This window comes from Mesorhizobium sp. M1409 (assembly GCF_040317535.1).
Lineage (GTDB): Bacteria > Pseudomonadota > Alphaproteobacteria > Rhizobiales > Rhizobiaceae > Mesorhizobium.
This window is the reverse complement of the sequence record NZ_JAMYKV010000049.1, coordinates 19,867-36,807: the sequence shown is the minus strand read 5'-3', so window position 1 is coordinate 36,807 and position 16,941 is coordinate 19,867. Positions and strand designations below refer to the sequence as shown.

The following is a 16,941-nucleotide window of genomic DNA, read 5'->3' as shown; positions in this document are numbered from 1 at the left end:
CCGAAACGCTGGGTGTGCTGCCTTTTTCTGACTGATCCGGGCGAGGAGGTTGTCCATGTCCACGAGTCGTATCGACCGGCCGTTGCAGCCGGGCGACCGGGTACCGAATATCGTGTTCGACGCGATCTCGCGCGACGGCAAGATCGCGCTCGACGATTTTCGAGGCCGCCCATTACTGGTCGGTTTGTTTCGAGGCCTGCACTGTCCATTCTGCCGGCGCCATGTCGCGGCGATGGCGCAGCTCAATCCGGCCCTGAAGGAAAAAGGCATAGAATGTCTTGCAGTGGTCAAGACGCCGGTCGAACGTGCGCGGCTCTACTTCCGTTACCATCCGCTACCCGATCTTCTTAGCGCATCCGACCCGGAGGGCGCTTCACACCGCGCCTTCGGTTTACCCATCCTCGAGCTCACGGAGAATGAAACCGAATGGCCGCACAAGCTCGGAATGGACGCAGTCATGACAATGCGGATCGATCTGCCAGGGGAGTTGCCCGAGCCGATGAACCCGGCTGCGGCGGGCGACTTTTTTGAGAAAAAGGACGGGTACGAAATTACGGAGGCCGACCGGCAGATTATGATCGCCGGTCACATGCCGCTTGTCGGCGAGTTCTTGCTCGATCGGGAAGGCATTGTGCGCTGGACCTTCACGGAAGCTGAAGAGGAAGGCCAGAATGTATGCCGGGCCCCAAATCCCAAAGAATTGATGGCGGCAGCTTTCCAAGTCGCACACTAATCTGGAAAGGGGTTCTGGCGGAGATCGCCGCGTCCATGAGCGTAATCCTCGCGTTGTGCTTTCCGGTGTCGAAAGTCTTCACTGGCCATGTTCAAGTCTCGATATGACGAATTTCGTTCCCGGCAGCAGAGACCAAAAATTCGCTGCTGCGGCAGCCTCGAGACGCCTATCCACTGCGGCCCCGACGGCATAGCCATGACAGTCATTCTGGCAGCCCGGCCATGCGATAGCCTTCCACGATATGCCGCCGCACGTCTTCGGCCGGGAAAGGCTGCGAAGCTGACCAATGCCGGATTGTGAAGTGCGGATTGCTTATCATGAACATTTCCGCCTCCCAGCGCGCCTCCTCCAAATGGCCAAGTCGCGCAAGGCTTGCCGCAAGCAGGCGTCGTGAAGTCGTGCGATAAGTTTCGGGTCTCCGCAACGTTTGAACCGCGGATTCGTAGTCACCGATGGCATACTGAGCCTGGCCCAACATCCAGTAATACCAACCGGGCGGGTGAGGGTTGAGTCGCAGCGCCTTGCGCACCTGCTCTATGGCTTCGGCAGGCCGGCCGTTTTCCGTCGTCAGTTCAGCCTGCATCGCCCATGCGTCGGCGTGGTTGGGATCCAGCTTGTGGGCGGCGGCGAATTCGGCATCCGATTCCGCCCAGCGACCCTCATGTCCTAATATAACGCCCAATACCCATCGGTTCCCAGCGTCATTCGGGTCAAGTCCGACCGCCTGCTGTGCTTCGGCAAGCGCACTTGCGCGATTGGGATCCATCGGTTCGTCCCAGAACTCCCAGCCCAGCCAGAGGTTGAGTGCCAGCCAACGATGGGCCTCCGCATATTCCGGATCGAGCGCGATTGCCCGGTTCAGCAGGAAAATGGCTTCTTTCGCGGTGACCGCCGTTTGCAGCCCCAAGGCCCGTGCACGCACACATAGATCATAGGCCTCCAGGTTGCTCGGTCTGTTGCGCGCCGGCGCGGCGGTCAGACGGCCCACCAGAGCCTCGACAATCTTGCCGGTCACCTCGTCCTGAACGGCGAAGATATCTTCAAGGCTTCGGTCGAATCTTTCGGCCCAAAGGTGGTCGCCCCCGATCGCATCGATCAATTGAGCGTTGATACGCACCCGTCCAGCTGCCCGCCGTGCACTACCCTCAAGAAGATGGCGCACTCCCAGTTCTCGCGCGATGCGACGCACATCCACGTGCCTGCCCTTATATGCAAAAGCCGAGTTGCTGGCGATGACAAACAACTCGCTGTTCCTCGACAGATCCGTGATCAGGTCTTCGGTGAGGCCGTCGACAAAGGCCTCCTGCTCCGGATCGTTGCTCATGTTCGTAAAGGGAAGGACGGCGATGGAGGGCTTGCCGGGGAGCGGCAGCGGCGCTTTCTCCGCCGGTCCGCCACCGTCAGATGAGGTCGATATCCGAATCCGATAAACGGACACCGGTTCGGCAACGTTCTTGATCGCTTGCGGACCGAGTTCGTCGAAGTCGCATTCAAGCTTTCGCTTGACTTGGTCATAGACGCTGCCGGAGACGCAGATATCTCCAGCCCCGGCCATTGCCTGAAGCCGCACTGCGATAACAACGCCATCGCCGAACAGATCGCCGTCCTCGACAACGACATCGCCCAGATTGATGCCGATATGCAGGTTGATTTGTCGGTCGAACGCCAAACCCTCATTCGCGGCCATCATCCGCTTCTGGAGTTCGACGGAGCATGACACAGCGTTCACTGCGCTTCCGAACTCGACTAGGACGCCATCGCCCATCACTTTTACGACACGGCCGTGACGGTCGCGGACCAGTGGTTCCAGGATCTCCTTCCGCCTTCTCTTTAACGCGGTCAACGTTCCTTTCTCGTCCAGGTCCAGAAGTCGGCTGTAGCCCACCACGTCGGCGGCCAATATGGCGGCAAGACGGCGTTGGGCGCGTTCTTCGGCCATTTCGCTTTGCTTTCATTGAAAGCAGAAAAATGGATTGTATGCCGCCCATTTCAAAAGTCTATCAGGCTGACTTCGAAGCTCGATCGGCAACCCGCTACATGGAGTGATCGCGCCACGTGGGTCGATCATTCACTTTCTTCTTTACGCGGTCGCGAGGACGGGTTGCTCTTGGCAGGGGCGACTCCGTAAAGGGATGGGCGCCGCCCTGCAATGCGCGCTATTGCTTCGCCGGCGGCACGATCTTCATCACGAACGAAGTCGGCGCCTCGCCCGGTGCGAACGGTCCAGGGACCTTGTTGCTCACCGGCGGCAGGCTCTTGAGATAGGCCGCGATCGCCCCGGCGTCGGTATCGGTGAGCTCCGCGAATGCCGCCCACGGCATGATCGGAGCGAGCGTGCGTCCATCGGGGCGCTTGCCTGTTCGGATTGCCGTGACGATATCACGCTCACTCCAGCGCCCGAGACCCGTCGCCGCGTCGGGCGTGAGGTTGGGGCCGTAGAAGACCCCGAGCCCCGGGATCTCGAAGCCGACCTCGGAGCCTCCGAGGTGACGCGTCATGTCCGGCTTGCCGAGGAAATGTCCCGGCGTGTGGCAATCGGTGCAGTTCCCGATGGTCACCAGGTATTTCCCCCGTTCGACCAGCTCGCGGTCGGCCGCGCCGGCAGGCGACGATCCGATCGTCGCCACCAGCGCCGTGAATGCTGCGGGCAACACCCGCCTGGCCGTCTGCGACGCCACGCGCGCCGCGGCAGATCCGAAGTCGCGAATGCTCATGCTTTCCTCCGTCCCGTGGCTCTAGGGCTTGCGGCCGATCACGGCGCCGTTCGCGGCGGGTGCGTCGAACCAGACCGTCTCGATTTGCCTGAATCCGGCTTCCTCGAGCCACGCCGAATATTCGGCCGGCGTATAGTTTCGCCCTTCCGTCTCGATCAGCATGTTGAGGCTCATTAGCGCGGCCGGCGTCGGCCCGGTCTTTTCGTCATTGACGAGAAGCTCGCTGATGACGACCGCGCCGCCGCTCGGCAAAGCCTCGAAGGATCGGCGCAGCAGGGGGCGGTCCTTCGCCTCGTCCCAATCGTGCAGGATCATCGACAGGAGATGCACGTCGTGATCCCCGGGAAGCTGCTCGAAGAAGCTGCCTCCTATGGTCTCGATCCGGTCGGTCAAGCCGGCCTCGGCAATCTTTCCCGCGGCGATCGCGGCCACATGCGGCAGATCAAACACGGTCGCGCGCAGCGCTCCATATTGCTTGCAAAGCTCGATGTCGTACGCGCCCGATCCGCCGCCGATGTCGAGAAGACGGCGGAAACGGCTGAGATCCACGGCCTCCCCAAGCATACTCGCGGTCATCGTGGAGAGCGAATGCATCGCCTCCCAGAAGGTTGCCAGCATCGTCGGATCCTCGCCGTCGAATGCCGAGGATGCACTGTCGTGTCCCATGTGGTTGGCCGGTTCGTGCGCAGCGCTTCGGTAAGTTTGCCCCAGCCCGCGTAGAGCCGCTTGTCGGCCATCTGCACGAAGCCACCGAAGTAATACGGCTTCCCGCGCACGAGATAGGCTTCGCTTAAAGGCGTATTGCGATAGCGGCCGTCCGCTTTCTCCAGAAGCCCGAGTGCTGCGCAGCCGGTCAACAGCATCTCGGCCGGGCGTGGATGCAGACCGAGCGCTTGCGCTAGCTCGCCAGCAGTCGTGCCTGGGCCGCCCGCGAGGCGGCTGAAGAGGTCCAGCTCGTGTGCTGCAGCCAGGGCCTTGAAAGCCCAGAAGCCCGTCGAAAGTGCCATTAGCGGGACGGCGGAAGGAAGTTCCTGCGTGGCAATCGGCTGGTCGACCGAGCGCAGCCTTGTCCCGTCCGAGATCGAACCGGGCTGGCGGGCAAGCGTTGTCGTGCGCGCAGCAGCGCGCTGGAGATGGTTCAACATGGCGCATTCCTCAGTGTTGACGGTTAATTCGCGGCTTCAAGCCGCGCTGTATTCTTGGCAGTGCGGGTTCCGAACACTGCCGCAGGTCCGGACCGCCCCTACCTCATCGACATCAAGTTCGTGACTAAACCTGGGTTGACTTCAAGCACTGCCGCTGGGGCCTCGGCATGACCGATGTCCCTCAGCCGCTCGGGGGGCAAATCCGCGATTGCCCGACGTCTGGAGACGGCCAACAGCCAAGCTTTGGGAGCCACGTCTGTAGCCTTCAACACAACTCCAAGTAGTCGCACACTCGACGAGTGATCGACGCGAGTTTCCGCTCGAGGCATTTCAGCCTCCCATTTCCAGCCATCCGCGCGAGTTCCTTGGGGGTATGCAGCCCACCGGCCAGTTCGTCGGCGATGTTCAGCTTCGCCACCATGCACAGCAATTGCGTCGTCAAGCAATCGCATGTTCTTGCCTCGCTCTGCGAAGCCCACCGCAGGGCGACACATAGCGCAGGCACCGCGGCGCTGTCAGCCCAAAAGCTCCGGGTTTTGTTCTGATCTTGCTGCGGAATGGGCGGCGGTCTTGCTTCGGCAGAGATTTCGCTTACCTGAACTGTGCCATGTTACGATTGCAGGACTACACCACCTTCAATCATCTGCAGCAGTCGGGTGTTCCTTTGCGGGCCTCGACACGCTTCGGGGAGGGCTTGGCAGCTGCGCTCTGGGAGCGGGAGGGACACGGGCATTACCGCTACAACCCGGCCAATCACCATACGCTCAGTTTTTGGGTCGCCGGTGGTGCGGGCTTTCGCCGGCTGCGCGGACGCAGCTACGACCCAATCCATGGCGAAAGCAGCCTCTGGGTTGTGCCGGCGGGCGCACCGACCGCATGGGAGGCTGCCGGGAAAGGCCGGCTGCTCCACTTCTACATCCCGACGCCGGTGTTTGAGTCGCGAGTGGTGGAGACGCTCGATGCCGACCCCAGCCTGATAAGCCTGCGCGAAGCGGGCCTCCAACGCGATCCGTCGCTCGAAAACATTATCCGCTCCATGGTGCTGCCGCTGTCGTGGGAGGAGCCGGCTGACCGCATCGCCATAACTCAGGCCGGCGAAATGCTGACCACCTATCTCGCGGCCCGCTGCAGCGAACGCCCGCCGAGAGCGCTCTTCATCCGCGGCGGTCTGGCGCCAGTCGTTCTGCGGCGGGTGCAGGAGTATGTCGAAGCCAATCTGGAGCAGGACCTGACGATTGAGGACCTGGCTGCCGTGGCCGGTCTGAGCCCCTATCACTTCGCCCGTGCCTTCAAACGCTCGACTGGCCTTGGCCCCTATCGCTACGTATTGCGGAGACGTACCGACCATGCCAAGCGGCTTCTTGCAGCAGGCAAGACTCCGTTGTCCGACGTGGCACATGCCTGCGGCTTTGGCAGCCAAAGCCACTTTTCCGCCCGCTTCCGAGAGGTAACCGGACTGACCCCACGCCAATTTGGCCGCTGCGTTCATGGCCGATCCCTGGTCGAGCGCGTCGGGATTGGGAATCTTTGACCTCTGCACTCGCGGCTGTTGGCGAACGTCGAGGAGATCGGCCTCGAGGCGCCGATCATGGCTCTCAGTCGAGCTTCAGCGCCGCAACCTCGCCCTCGTTCATCAGCGGCACATAGAGGATCGACTTGCCGTCGGTGCCGATGTCGGCGCTGCCCGGCTTGAAATGCGCCACCGCTTCCGGCGCGGCGCCGGGATGACAGCGGTAGAGCGTGCCGGTCATGTAGGCGGTGGCGTAGATGGTGTCGCCAATAGCGACGACACCATCGAGGTCGGCGAATTTCTGCGCGTCCGGCAAGGGCGAAACCACCTTGCTGGCGATGTCGACCGACAGCAGCCCGCCCGGCTCCGCCGTGCTGAAGTCGGGCTTGATGCCCTTGCCCCAGGAGGCGACGATCAGCCTGATACCATCGACGAAGACGCCGTTGGGCGAAGCCAGCATCGCGTCCTTGACGAACAGTTCCGGCCGGTCGCCGTCGATGCGATAGATCGTGTCGGCCAGCATGTCGGTGACATAGACCTTGCCCGACGAGTCCGATGTCATGTCGTTCAGGAAGACCGCGTTCGGCACCGCGATGCTGGCGACGAGCTTGCCGCTGGCGAGATCGACAACGCGAACCTTGGTGATGTCGGCGACATAGAGCTTGCCGCCCGATATTGTCATGCCCTTGGGTGCATCCATGCCGTCGGTCCAGTGTTGGGTGACCGTCTTGCCGTCCAAGGACACCACGCTGAGATAGCCGTTGCCGTCGGCCTCACCGGGATTGCCGACGATATTGGAGACGATGATGCGGTTGTTGGCGGCATCGAACAGGGCCGATTCCGGCTGTTCGAGACCGGTGGCGCGCCAGAGTTCGCCGGCCTGGGCGGCAGGCACTGCGTCGATGCCGATGACGGCGAGAAAGGCTGAGGTGACGAAGGTTTTCATGGCTGGTCTCCTGTGATGACAACGGAGAGCTATGATTTTCGATACTTTCCCGAAAGCCATATTACCACTAGTATCGAAAATCGATACGAAATTCCCGACAAGAGGTGCATCCCATGAACGGCCTGATCTTCGACGCGCTGAAGCGGACGCTGAAGGCGAAGGGCGTCACCTACCGCGAGCTCGCCGAACGCATGGGCGTTTCCGAGCCGACGGTGAAGCGCATCTTCCACGAGCGCAACTGCAAGCTCGACCGGCTGATGGAGATCTGCGCCGCTGCCGGCGTCGAGTTGGAGAACGTGCTCGGCTCGATGAACAGGGGGCCGGGTCCGGTCAACCACATCGCGCCGGAGATCGAGCGCAGGCTCGCCGGCCGGCCGGCACTGCTGTTCATCTTCGTCATGCTGTCGGAGAAGTTCACGCCCGAGGGCATCATGCGCTCGCAAGGCCTGAGCGAAGCCTCGATGTTCCTCTATCTGCGGGATCTGGAGGAACTTGGCCTGATCGCGCTCCGACGGGGTCTGTCGGCGAGATTGCTGGTCGAGACGCCGATCCAGTGGAATTTCGAAGGGCCGCTGCGGCCGCTGTTCGAGATGACCAACAAGAATTTCATCGGCTGGGCCATCACCCATATCGAGAACGAAGCGACCTTCGTCAGCTTCTCGAGGCGGATGCGGCCGGAGACGGCGGAAATGGTGCGGCGCGAGGCCCAGGACCTCGCCGACCGCGCCAAATTGCTGGCCCATCACGATCAGCACACCACGCCGGAGGATGGGCTGGTTGGCTACAAATGGACGTTTGCCTTCGGTGCAACGCCATTTCCCGCGATCATGCCGATCGGCCCGCACCCGCGCGATGCCGGCGCGTTCGATCGGCCCGCCGCTCCCGCAAAGGGACGCCGCCCGTTACCGGCCTGACAGCCGCGGTTCAAAAATGAAATCACATTCATGATAGAGTTCGCGCACTGATTTGCCAGACTGAAGAGGGCGGGTTTGCCGAATGCGTGACACGTCCCCGTGAAATCGAAGTGATCCTATGCCGACCGCGCCAACACTTGAACTTCGCCGCTATTCGCGCCTGAAAAATTTGCGGGCGCGCGCAGAACGCCAGGGTGCTGCATTGCAGTTCTGGGCCCGTACGGCATCGCTCGCTGTGATCTCCTGCTTCTTTTCATTGATCAGCCGCTGGGATGCTTCGCTGCTCTTCGTGCTGGCGGGCCTCGTGCTGTTCCAGCTCGTCGGCCTGATCCAGTTTCTCTTTGCGCGCCGTCGCACGGCGCGATGGTGGATCGGTTACCTCGTCGGTACGCTGGACATCATTCTGTTGACCGTTCTGCTGGTAACGCCCAACCCGTTTTCCCTGGAGGTCGCACCAGCCGCGATGCAACTGCGCGAGGGCAGCTTCAAATTCCTGCTGATTTTCGTATGCCTTGGCGCGCTGACCCTTTCGACACGATTGGCGCTCTATCTCGGCGCGCTCGCGGCCTTGACATGGGCGATCGGGGTGGGATGGGTGATTTCTCATCCGGGAACCGTCATTCCGGCGACGAACCTCTATTCGCTGCCGGTGACAGAGCGACTGAACCTCTATCTCAACCCCAATTTCGTCGATACATTTGCGCAGGCGACCAACGTGTTGGTTGTGCTGATTATCGGCGCGATCATGGCGCTGGTCGTCTATCGTTCCCGACATTTGTCGGAAGACTATGTCAAGGCAGAGCGCGCCCGCGCCAATCTCGCCCGGCATTTTTCGCCCAATGTCGTCGACCAGCTCGCCACCGATGACGAGCCCTTCGGCCCGGTCCGCCGGCAGGATATCGCGGTGCTGTTCGCCGACATCGTCGGCTTCACACACTATTCCGAGGATCATCCGGCCGAAGCAGTGTTCGAACTTCTGCGTCAGTTCCACCGTCGCATGGAACAGGTCGTTTTCGACCACAATGGCACCGTCGATAACTATATCGGCGATTGCATCATGGCGACATTCGGGGTTCCGCAAGCCAGCCATGACGACGCGACTCGGGCCATTCAGTGTGCTGAAGCGATGGTCGCCGCTCTCGAAGACTGGAATGTCCAGCGGGTGTCCAGGGGATACCCGCCGCTGGACGTTCGGATCGGTGCACAATATGGCGCAGTGGTCATCGGCGCGGTCGGCAGCGAGCGCAATTTGTCCTTCGCGGTGGTGGGCGACACCGTCAACGTCGCCAGCCGTTTGCAGTCGCTCTGCCGTGAGCTTCAGGCGAATATTTGCTTTGGGTCACGACTGATTGAGGCCGCGAAGGCGGAATCGCCCACGACACTGTTGAATGCGCGCGATCATGGACCGGTGAGCATCCGCGGCCGGGACGAACCGGTCCATGTCTGGGTCGAACACAGAGCCAAAAACCAGGGTGCTATTGCGGTTTCGGCGTGATATAGGCCGCCATGTGAAACGCCTGCACCTCGGCTGGATAGCGATAGGCCGCGCCATAGGGGCCATCAGGTGTCTGAGGCGATTGCGCCAGCCTTTGCGGCTGCGGCGTCTGTGCTTGCCTTGTCGTCCCAGACCATCTGCCGGTAGTCGAAACCATATTCCAGCGTCGGCTTGACGATGCGGAAATAGGGCGACAGGTCGAAATCGCGCGGCGTGTACAGTGAGTGGTGGCGGATGTGCAGGATTTCCTTGCGCGAATAGTTCGACTGCGCCGAAGCGCGGCCGGGCGCACGGGTGATCTCGGGCAGGATCGGATAGCGGATCTGGCCATAGGCCTCGGCGATCAGCGTCGAGCAGATCGCCCGTGTCGGGTCGCCGGAGCCGAAGGCCAGCATGCGGCGGCGCCAGCGCACCGGCACCGGTGGCGTCGGGAAGAAGAACCGCAGCATGTCGAAAATGTTCTTGAGGTCGTATTTAAGGCCGAGCTTGCTGACCATGAAGGCGACGACCTTGTCGCGGTCCTCCGGTGTCAGCCCGCTCGCCCGGCAGATGCGGGTGTTGTAGGTGCGATAGCGCGACAGGGGCACCGCCACGCAGCCTTCGCCGAGCGTGACCTCGATCAGCCGCCGCCTCTCCGTTCCGTCCTCCGGTTCGGCCAGCGCGTCGCCGACATAGAAGGCCGCATGCGACCAGGTCGACTGAGTCAGGTATTTGATCGCCGCCGAGATCTTCTGGTTGCCCTCGATCAGCAGGATATCGCCGGGCTCAAGCGTGCGGCGCAGCGTCTCGGCATCGGATGGCGTGTAGGGTTCGTAGCCGGAAGATTCTTCCTGCAGCCGGCCGGCGAGCCAGCGGCCAAGTCGATCCAGAAGCGTGTTGCCGGGCTCGGTCATATCCTAGGCGATTAGCATAGGCGGGCAGCCGGGCGCCAGCCGCATGTCGGTCAGCTGACCGTCGCGTCTTCCGGCGGCGAAGCCAGATCGCCGCGCGCCTTGCGCGCCAGTTTGCGCGTCGAGCGTTTGGGGCTGTCGCCGAACAGTTCGGCCGCCTCGGCCAGACAGCTCTTCTTCAGCTGCTTCTCCGACCGCTTCAAAAGCTTGCCTAGAAGCTTGGTGTCCTCGTGCGGTCCGAGCGGACGCCCGTCGGCCTCGAGCAGGTCGCGCATGACGAACACATCGTGCAGGTCGCCCAGCCGCTCGCCCAGTTCGTCGACCGCCTTGCGCCGGACCTTGATCGGTGTCGGCCACAGCCTGCCGAGCAGCGACAGATGCATGCCGTGGGTCTTGGCCGCCTTGCGCAGATCGTGGAAATCATTGGCTTCGCCGCGCGATCCGGCCTTGTCCAGCGCCTTTCTGGCGCGACGCAGCGTGGCACGTGCGCCTTCGGCAAGCACGTCCGCGGCCTGTTCCGGCTGGTCGGGCAAGACGAGGCTTTCGATCCGCTTGAGGCCTTCCTCGCAAGCGGCGGTCGCCGCGCCGATCGCCGCTTCGAGTCCGCTGCCTTCGTGCAATTCATGCTGGTGGGCGATCAGCCTGTCGCGTGCGGCGGTCAGCCCATCGTCGGCGCTCTCCTTGGGAAAGCTTGCCGCCAGCCGGTCGATGGTCTCGATCAGCGCCGTCGCTTCGCGCGGGCCGGCAAGCAGCCCCGCCACATTGCGGTAGCACTGGTTCTCTGTCTCGCAGAATGTTTCGTCTCCGGAACGAACAAGGCGCAGCAAGGCACGCGCGCTCTTCAGCCGCTTGCGGCATTTGTGCAGCGCCTGCTCCGGCCTGCTACGCGCGGCGTCAAGATGATGCAGAGCCTTGCCGATTTCCTCGGCAAGGATACGCCTGACCTCGTCGGTCAGCGGCAGGCGTGGATCGATGCGAAAGCTCATGCGGCGATCTCCGGTATCCCCCCGAGGGCGAGCGACGCGTTGTAGAATTTCTGCTCGCCGGTCACTTCACGGCCGAGCCAGTCAGGCAGCATTTCGTCCGGCACGTCCTCCGGCGTCTCGAGTTCGGCGACCACAAGTCCCGCCAGCGGCCCGCCAAAGACATCGACTTCATAGAGATAGCCGCGGTGCCTAACATGGTGACGTGTCTTCTCGATGACACGTCCGAGGGCGAAGTCCAGCATCTCCATCGCCTCCGACAGGGGGATCGAATATTCGAACTCGTCGCGCTCGCGCGCCTTGCCGCCGAATTTGAGCGTCAGCTTGGCGGAAGTGCCGTCACTGATGCGCACGCGCACCGTGCGCGCGGGGCCGGCGGCGAGATAGAACTGCAGGATGCGGATATCCGCCTCGGCCAGTTCCAGCCATGCGGTGCCGGAAACCAGGAATTTGCGTTCGATTTCCTTGCCCATGGCCGCGCACTAAAGCGGTTGCCGCCGTTCATGGCAAGACAATGTACACAGTTGGCGCTCACGGATTGACTTTAATCAATCGATTGATTAAATGGAGGTCATGACAAAGTCGCCCGACCCCAAAAGCCCTCGCCGCGAGCCCACCGAGATGACGCGCGCCGCTCTTGTGCAGGCGGCGCTGAAACTGTTCGGCCGAAAGGGTTTTGACGGCACCTCGACGCGCGAGATCGCCGCGGAGGCGCACGCCAATATCGGTTCGATCGCCTATCATTTCGGCGGCAAGGAGGGTCTTCGCACCGCTGCCGCCGACTTTATCGTCGAAACCATTCAGACGGTTGCCGGCCAGGCGCTCGGCAATATGCAGGCAACCGCGCCGGGCAGTCCCGAGGCGGCGCAAATGCAGCTCTTCGCGGCTCTGGAACGAATGGTCGGCTTTGTCGTGGCAAGCCCGCAGGCCGGCGAGATCGTGCAGTTCCTGTTGCGCGAGCTTTCCCATCCGACGGCAGCGCTTGACCGCATCTATGACGGCGTCTTCGAGCCGACGCACCGCCGGCTGTGCCAGCTCTGGGAACAGGCGACGGGCGAGCCGGCCGAAAGCGAGGCTGCGAGGCTTACCGTGTTCACGCTGATCGGCCAGGTCATCTATTTCCGCATCGGTCGCGAGGCGGTGATGCGCCGCATGGGCTGGCACGACATCGGCGCCGCCGAGGCCGCCAAGGTGGTGGCGGCCACATCGGGCAATCTCAAGGCCATACTGGCTGCCCGGAAGAGGCAAGGATGAAGAGGCAAAGACCATGAGCATTTTGTGTTCGCTGCCGCTCGCCGCGCAGCTTTTCAGCGCCTGTGCCCCGGCTGCGCCGCTGGCCGTCGGCTATGTCGAGGGCGACTATGTGCTGCTGGCGCCGATCGAGGTGGCGCAGGTCGAGACCGTCATGGTCAAGCGCGGCGATCGTGTGGTGCCCGGCACGACCGTGGTGACGCTGGAAAGTGCCGATGCCAGGATCGCGGTGGCGCAGGCCGAGGCCGGCCTCGCCCAGGCGCAGGCGCAATTGGCTGACCTGCAGATCGGCAAGCGGCCAGAAGAGATCGCCGTGCTGAAGGCCGAGGTCGACATGGCGAGTGCCCAGGCCGCCGACGCCAAGCGCAAATTCGACCGCGCCGCGGACCTGTTCAAACGCGGCGCCGGCACGCAGGCCGATTTCGACACCGCCTCGGCGACGCTGGAGACGGCCAACGCGCAGGTCGGCCAGGCCAATGCCAATCTCGCCGTCGGCGGCCTGCCGGCACGGCCGGAGACGATCAAGGCCGCCGACAACCAGGTCAAGCAGGCGCAGGCGACGCTGGAGCAGGCTGAGTGGCGGCTGTCGAAGCGCGTGCTGGCAGCACCCTCGCCAGGCCGCGTCAACGACGTCATCCGCAATCCGGGCGACACCGCCGGCCCGACCGCGCCGGTCATCTCGATCCTGCCCGACGGAGCGGTAAAGCTCAGCGTCTACATTCCGGAGAGCGCCTTCTCCTCGGTCAAGGTCGGCACCTTGCTCGGAGTCCATTGCGACGGCTGCGGCCCGGATGTGAAGGCACGTGTCAGCTACGTCTCGCCCGATCCCGAATTCACCCCGCCGGTGATCTATTCCTTGGAGAACCGGCAGAAGCTGGTCTACCTCGTCGAGGCGCGGCCGGAGGGCGATGCCGGCCCGCTGCAGCCGGGCCAGATCGTCGATGTCGATCTGGCGGACAGCGCAAAATGAATGTCATCGACGTCCATGGCCTGGTCAAGCGTTTTGGCGACAAGACCGTCGTCGACCATGTGACGATGACGGTCGCCGAAGGCGAGATCGTCGGTTTTCTCGGGCCGAACGGTTCGGGCAAGACCACCACCATCCGCATCATGTGCGGCCTGCTGACACCCGACGAGGGCGAAGGCACGGTGCTCGGCTTCAACATCCGCACCGACAGCCTGCGCATCAAACGCGAAGTCGGCTACATGACGCAGAAATTCTCGTTCTACGAGGATCTGACGATCGGCGAGAATCTCGAATTCGTGGCGCGGCTCTACAGGCTGAGGCCGGTCGAAGAACATGTCGCCAGGACGCTTGAAGACCTCGGCCTGGCGACGCGCCGCGACCAGCTGGCCGGCACCTTGTCGGGTGGCTGGAAGCAGCGGCTGGCGCTGGCCGCCTGCATCATGCACCAGCCGAAATTGCTGCTGCTCGACGAGCCGACGGCGGGCGTCGATCCGAAGGCACGGCGCGAGTTCTGGGACGAGATCCATCGCCTCGCCAGCGGCGGGCTGACCGTGCTGGTCTCCACCCACTATATGGACGAGGCCGAGCGCTGCCACCGAATCAGCTATATCTCCTACGGCAAGATGCTGGCCACCGGCACAGTCGCGGAGGTGGTCAAGAATGCCGGGCTGACCACGTTCGTCCTGCAAGGCCCGCGGCTCGACCAGGTGGCCGAAGCGCTGCAGGGGCGCCCTGGTGTCGACCAGGTGGCGCCGTTCGGCGCGACGCTGCATGTCGTCGGCTCCGACAAAAAGAAGCTGGAGGCGGCACTCGCCGATATCGAAAAGCAGCACAAGGGCGTGAAAGTTTCGCCTGGTGAAACCAGCCTCGAGGATGTCTTCATCCAGTTCATGTCCGGCTCGAAGGACAACATGGCATGAACAGCGTCTTTTCCTTCGCCCGGCTTGGCGCCCTGCTGATCAAGGAGTTCATCCAGATGCGGCGCGACCGCATCACCTTTGCCATGATGCTCGGCGTGCCGCTGATGCAGCTGGTGCTGTTCGGCTACGCCATCAACAATGATCCGAAAAGCCTGCCGGCGGCACTCGTGGCAACAAGCAGTGACCCCTACACGCGGGCCATGGTTTCGGCGTTGCAGACCACGGGCTACTACCGTTTCGACCATGTCTCGCAAAGTGCTGCCGATGCGGAGTTCCTGATGTCGCGTGGCGATGTCGCCTTCGTCGTCACCATACCCGCCGACTTCGCTCGGCGGGTCGAACGCGGCGACAGTCCGCGGATCCTGATAGAGGCCGACGCCACCGATCCGGCCGTCGCCAGCGGCGCCATCTCGACGCTCGGCACCGTCGCCAGCCAGGCGCTGCTTCGGGCGCGCGGCATACAGGAGGCGGCCGCCGAGGCGGCGCTTGGCCAGCTCGAAGTGGTGGTGCACCGGCGCTACAATCCCGAAGGCATCTCGCAATACAACATCGTGCCCGGCCTGCTCGGCGTTATCCTGCAGATGACGATGGTGATGATGACCTCGATCGCGCTGACGCGCGAGACCGAGCGTGGCACCATGGAGAACCTCTTGGCGATGCCGTCGAGCCCGCTCGAGATCATGCTGGGCAAGGTGCTGCCCTATCTGGCGGTCGGCGCCGTTCAGGTGGTGGTGGTGCTGGCCGCGGCGAAGCTTCTGTTCGCCATCCCCTTCACCGGCTCGATATCGCTGCTGCTCACCGCCGTGCTGATCTTCGTGCTGGCGCTGGTGCTGCTCGGCTATACGATCTCCACCATTGCCCGCACGCAGATGCAGGCGCTGCAGCTCACCTTCTTCTTCTTCCTGCCGTCGATCATGCTATCCGGCTTCATGTTTCCCTATCGCGGCATGCCCGGCTGGGCGCAGGTGTTCGGCGAGATCCTGCCGCTGACGCATTTCCTGCGCATCATCCGCGCGGTGATGCTGAAGGGAGCCGAACTGCCAGCGGTCGCAACGGAGATCGGCTGGCTGGTGGTGTTCGTGGCATTGTTTGCCGGCGTCGCACTGGTGCGGTTCAGGCGGACGCTGGATTAGACGCCGCGTGAGCGTCAGGGTGCTTTTGCAGCGCGGAAGTCTTGGAAGCCGGCGGGACAGCACCCCCCTCTGGCCTGCCGGCCAGAGGGGGTGTGAAGGATCGCTGCAGCTATCATTCTGCGCCGCTGCAATTCTTCGGAACCAGCTATGCCGCCGCCATGATCCCGGCATAGGTACCGAAATCGACATTGCCGCCGGACAGCACCACGGCAACGCATTTGCCCGATAGCTCGATCTCGCCCGATGACAGCGCGGCCAGCGCGACGCAGCCGCCGGGCTCGACCACCAGCTTGAGGTAGGCCATGGCATCGCGCATCGCCTGGGCCGTCGCCTTGTCGGAGACGGCGATGGCACCAGTGAGGTTCCTGCGATTGATCTCGAAGGTGATCAGGCCGGGCTCGGCGGTCAGGATCGCATCGCAGATCGAGGCGTGGCCCGGCTCGTTCGAAACCCTGGTGCCCGCGACCAGCGAACGGCGGGTGTCGTCGAAGTGCTCGGGTTCCACCGCCCAGACCGCAGTGTCGGGCGAGACGTCCTTGACGGCGACGGAAATGCCGCTCGACAGGCCACCACCGCCGCAGGGAACCACAACCGCGTCGAGGCTGACGCCAAGCGCTCTTGCCTGGCGCATCAATTCGAGGCCGATCGTGCCCTGGCCGGCAATGATGGCCGGGTCGTCGAAGGGCGGCACCAGCACCATGCCCTTTTCGAGGTAAGGGCGGATCACGGTCATGCGGTTGTCGCGAAAACGGTCGAACGGCACCACTTCCGCGCCCATCTTGCGGACATTGGCGATCTTCATCGCCGGCGCGTCGGCCGGCATGGCGATGACCGCCTTGACGCCGAACATCGCCGCCGACGCCGCGACGCCTTGCGCATGGTTGCCCGACGAGAAGGCGACGACGCCCCGGCTGCGTTCCTCTTCGCTGAGCGACGACAGCTTGTTGTAGGCGCCGCGGAACTTGAACGAGCCGGTGCGCTGCAGTGTCTCCGGCTTGAACAGTATGCGGGCGCCGAAGCGCTTATTCAGCTCCTGCGATTCGATCAACGGGGTTTCGACGATCAAGCCGGCAAGCCGGGCTGCAGCGCGGTGGATGTCGGCAATGCCGGGAGGGGTTATGGCGGTCATGTAAGGTCCAGTGGAAGAGAAGGTGTCCTCGCATGATGCGCGCAAACAAACGTGGCGCACCAATGAAAAAATGTGACCGTTACAAAGTTTGGCGGGGCGGCAACGCCGCCGCTGCACGCCCCCCTCTGTCCTGCCGGCCATCTCCCTCTCAGGGGAGATTAGACGTCACGAACACTCTCGCCAACTTCCAACGTCGACAAGAGAAGCGCCG

General features: G+C 63.1%; 17 protein-coding genes. 8 read left to right on the top strand and 9 right to left on the bottom strand.

Annotated elements, in window-relative coordinates:
- The first annotated feature begins 55 nt into the window (after positions 1-55).
- A complete protein-coding gene (locus tag NKG99_RS28500; protein ID WP_352872431.1) occupies positions 56-733 on the top strand; it encodes a redoxin family protein in 678 nt (225 codons plus the stop codon).
- Positions 734-935: 202 nt separating this feature from the next.
- On the opposite strand, the gene NKG99_RS28495 is transcribed toward NKG99_RS28500, so the two are convergent.
- The 4 genes from NKG99_RS28495 to NKG99_RS28480 all read right to left on the bottom strand — a co-directional run bounded on the left by NKG99_RS28495 (position 936) and on the right by NKG99_RS28480 (position 4,592).
- Entirely contained in the window at positions 936-2,672 is a 1,737-nt protein-coding gene (locus NKG99_RS28495) for an adenylate/guanylate cyclase domain-containing protein (protein ID WP_352872430.1), read from the bottom strand.
- Positions 2,673-2,889: 217 nt separating this feature from the next.
- Positions 2,890-3,447 (bottom strand): c-type cytochrome, encoded by a 558-nt coding sequence (locus NKG99_RS28490; RefSeq protein WP_352872429.1) that lies wholly within the window; start codon positions 3,445-3,447, stop codon positions 2,890-2,892.
- Positions 3,448-3,468: 21 nt separating this feature from the next.
- Positions 3,469-4,065: a methyltransferase gene (locus tag NKG99_RS28485; protein ID WP_352872427.1), complete on the bottom strand. Its 597-nt coding sequence runs from the start codon at positions 4,063-4,065 to the stop codon at positions 3,469-3,471.
- Positions 4,020-4,592, bottom strand: coding sequence for a methyltransferase family protein (locus tag NKG99_RS28480; protein WP_352872425.1), 573 nt, complete (start codon positions 4,590-4,592; stop codon positions 4,020-4,022). The genes NKG99_RS28485 and NKG99_RS28480 overlap by 46 nt, the downstream gene beginning before the upstream one ends.
- 607 nt (positions 4,593-5,199) lie before the next feature.
- Here NKG99_RS28480 and NKG99_RS28475 point away from each other — a divergent pair.
- Positions 5,200-6,123 carry an AraC family transcriptional regulator gene (locus tag NKG99_RS28475; RefSeq protein WP_352872423.1) on the top strand — a complete coding sequence of 308 codons (924 nt, stop codon included), beginning with the start codon at positions 5,200-5,202 and terminating at the stop codon, positions 6,121-6,123.
- Positions 6,124-6,187: 64 nt separating this feature from the next.
- Here the strand turns inward: NKG99_RS28475 and NKG99_RS28470 are convergent, their stop codons facing one another.
- On the bottom strand, positions 6,188-7,048 hold the full coding sequence (locus NKG99_RS28470; protein ID WP_352872421.1) for an SMP-30/gluconolactonase/LRE family protein: 861 nt from the start codon (positions 7,046-7,048) through the stop codon (positions 6,188-6,190).
- Between the two features lie 113 nt (positions 7,049-7,161).
- Between NKG99_RS28470 and NKG99_RS28465 the strand changes: the two genes are divergently transcribed.
- Both NKG99_RS28465 and NKG99_RS28460 read left to right on the top strand, forming a co-directional pair.
- Positions 7,162-7,962 (top strand): helix-turn-helix domain-containing protein, encoded by an 801-nt coding sequence (locus NKG99_RS28465; RefSeq protein WP_352872419.1) that lies wholly within the window; start codon positions 7,162-7,164, stop codon positions 7,960-7,962.
- Positions 7,963-8,080: 118 nt separating this feature from the next.
- Positions 8,081-9,457: an adenylate/guanylate cyclase domain-containing protein gene (locus tag NKG99_RS28460; RefSeq protein ID WP_352872417.1), complete on the top strand. Its 1,377-nt coding sequence runs from the start codon at positions 8,081-8,083 to the stop codon at positions 9,455-9,457.
- Between the two features lie 65 nt (positions 9,458-9,522).
- Here NKG99_RS28460 and NKG99_RS28455 read toward each other — a convergent pair whose 3' ends face one another.
- Genes NKG99_RS28455 through NKG99_RS28445 form a run of 3 tightly spaced genes read right to left on the bottom strand, consistent with a single transcriptional unit; the run spans position 9,523 to position 11,803 of the window.
- Positions 9,523-10,350: a YiiX/YebB-like N1pC/P60 family cysteine hydrolase gene (locus NKG99_RS28455; protein ID WP_352872416.1), complete on the bottom strand. Its 828-nt coding sequence runs from the start codon at positions 10,348-10,350 to the stop codon at positions 9,523-9,525.
- A gap of 50 nt (positions 10,351-10,400) precedes the next feature.
- A complete protein-coding gene (locus NKG99_RS28450; protein ID WP_352872414.1) occupies positions 10,401-11,333 on the bottom strand; it encodes a CHAD domain-containing protein in 933 nt (310 codons plus the stop codon).
- Positions 11,330-11,803, bottom strand: coding sequence for a CYTH domain-containing protein (locus tag NKG99_RS28445; protein ID WP_352872412.1), 474 nt, complete (start codon positions 11,801-11,803; stop codon positions 11,330-11,332). The genes NKG99_RS28450 and NKG99_RS28445 overlap by 4 nt, the downstream gene beginning before the upstream one ends.
- A 100-nt stretch (positions 11,804-11,903) precedes the next feature.
- On the opposite strand from NKG99_RS28445, the gene NKG99_RS28440 reads away from it, so the two are divergent.
- The 4 genes from NKG99_RS28440 to NKG99_RS28425 are packed head-to-tail and all read left to right on the top strand — an operon-like array spanning position 11,904 to position 15,601.
- Entirely contained in the window at positions 11,904-12,584 is a 681-nt protein-coding gene (locus tag NKG99_RS28440; protein WP_352872410.1) for a CerR family C-terminal domain-containing protein, read from the top strand.
- Positions 12,585-12,597: 13 nt separating this feature from the next.
- Positions 12,598-13,551: an HlyD family secretion protein gene (locus NKG99_RS28435; RefSeq protein WP_352872409.1), complete on the top strand. Its 954-nt coding sequence runs from the start codon at positions 12,598-12,600 to the stop codon at positions 13,549-13,551.
- Positions 13,548-14,468, top strand: coding sequence for an ABC transporter ATP-binding protein (locus NKG99_RS28430; protein ID WP_352872407.1), 921 nt, complete (start codon positions 13,548-13,550; stop codon positions 14,466-14,468). Before NKG99_RS28435 ends, NKG99_RS28430 begins: the two co-directional genes overlap by 4 nt.
- Positions 14,465-15,601 (top strand): ABC transporter permease, encoded by a 1,137-nt coding sequence (locus NKG99_RS28425; protein WP_352872405.1) that lies wholly within the window; start codon positions 14,465-14,467, stop codon positions 15,599-15,601. Before NKG99_RS28430 ends, NKG99_RS28425 begins: the two co-directional genes overlap by 4 nt.
- Positions 15,602-15,746: 145 nt before the next feature.
- On the opposite strand, the gene NKG99_RS28420 is transcribed toward NKG99_RS28425, so the two are convergent.
- Positions 15,747-16,730 carry a threonine/serine dehydratase family protein gene (locus NKG99_RS28420; RefSeq protein WP_352872403.1) on the bottom strand — a complete coding sequence of 328 codons (984 nt, stop codon included), beginning with the start codon at positions 16,728-16,730 and terminating at the stop codon, positions 15,747-15,749.
- Positions 16,731-16,941: the final 211 nt, after the last annotated feature.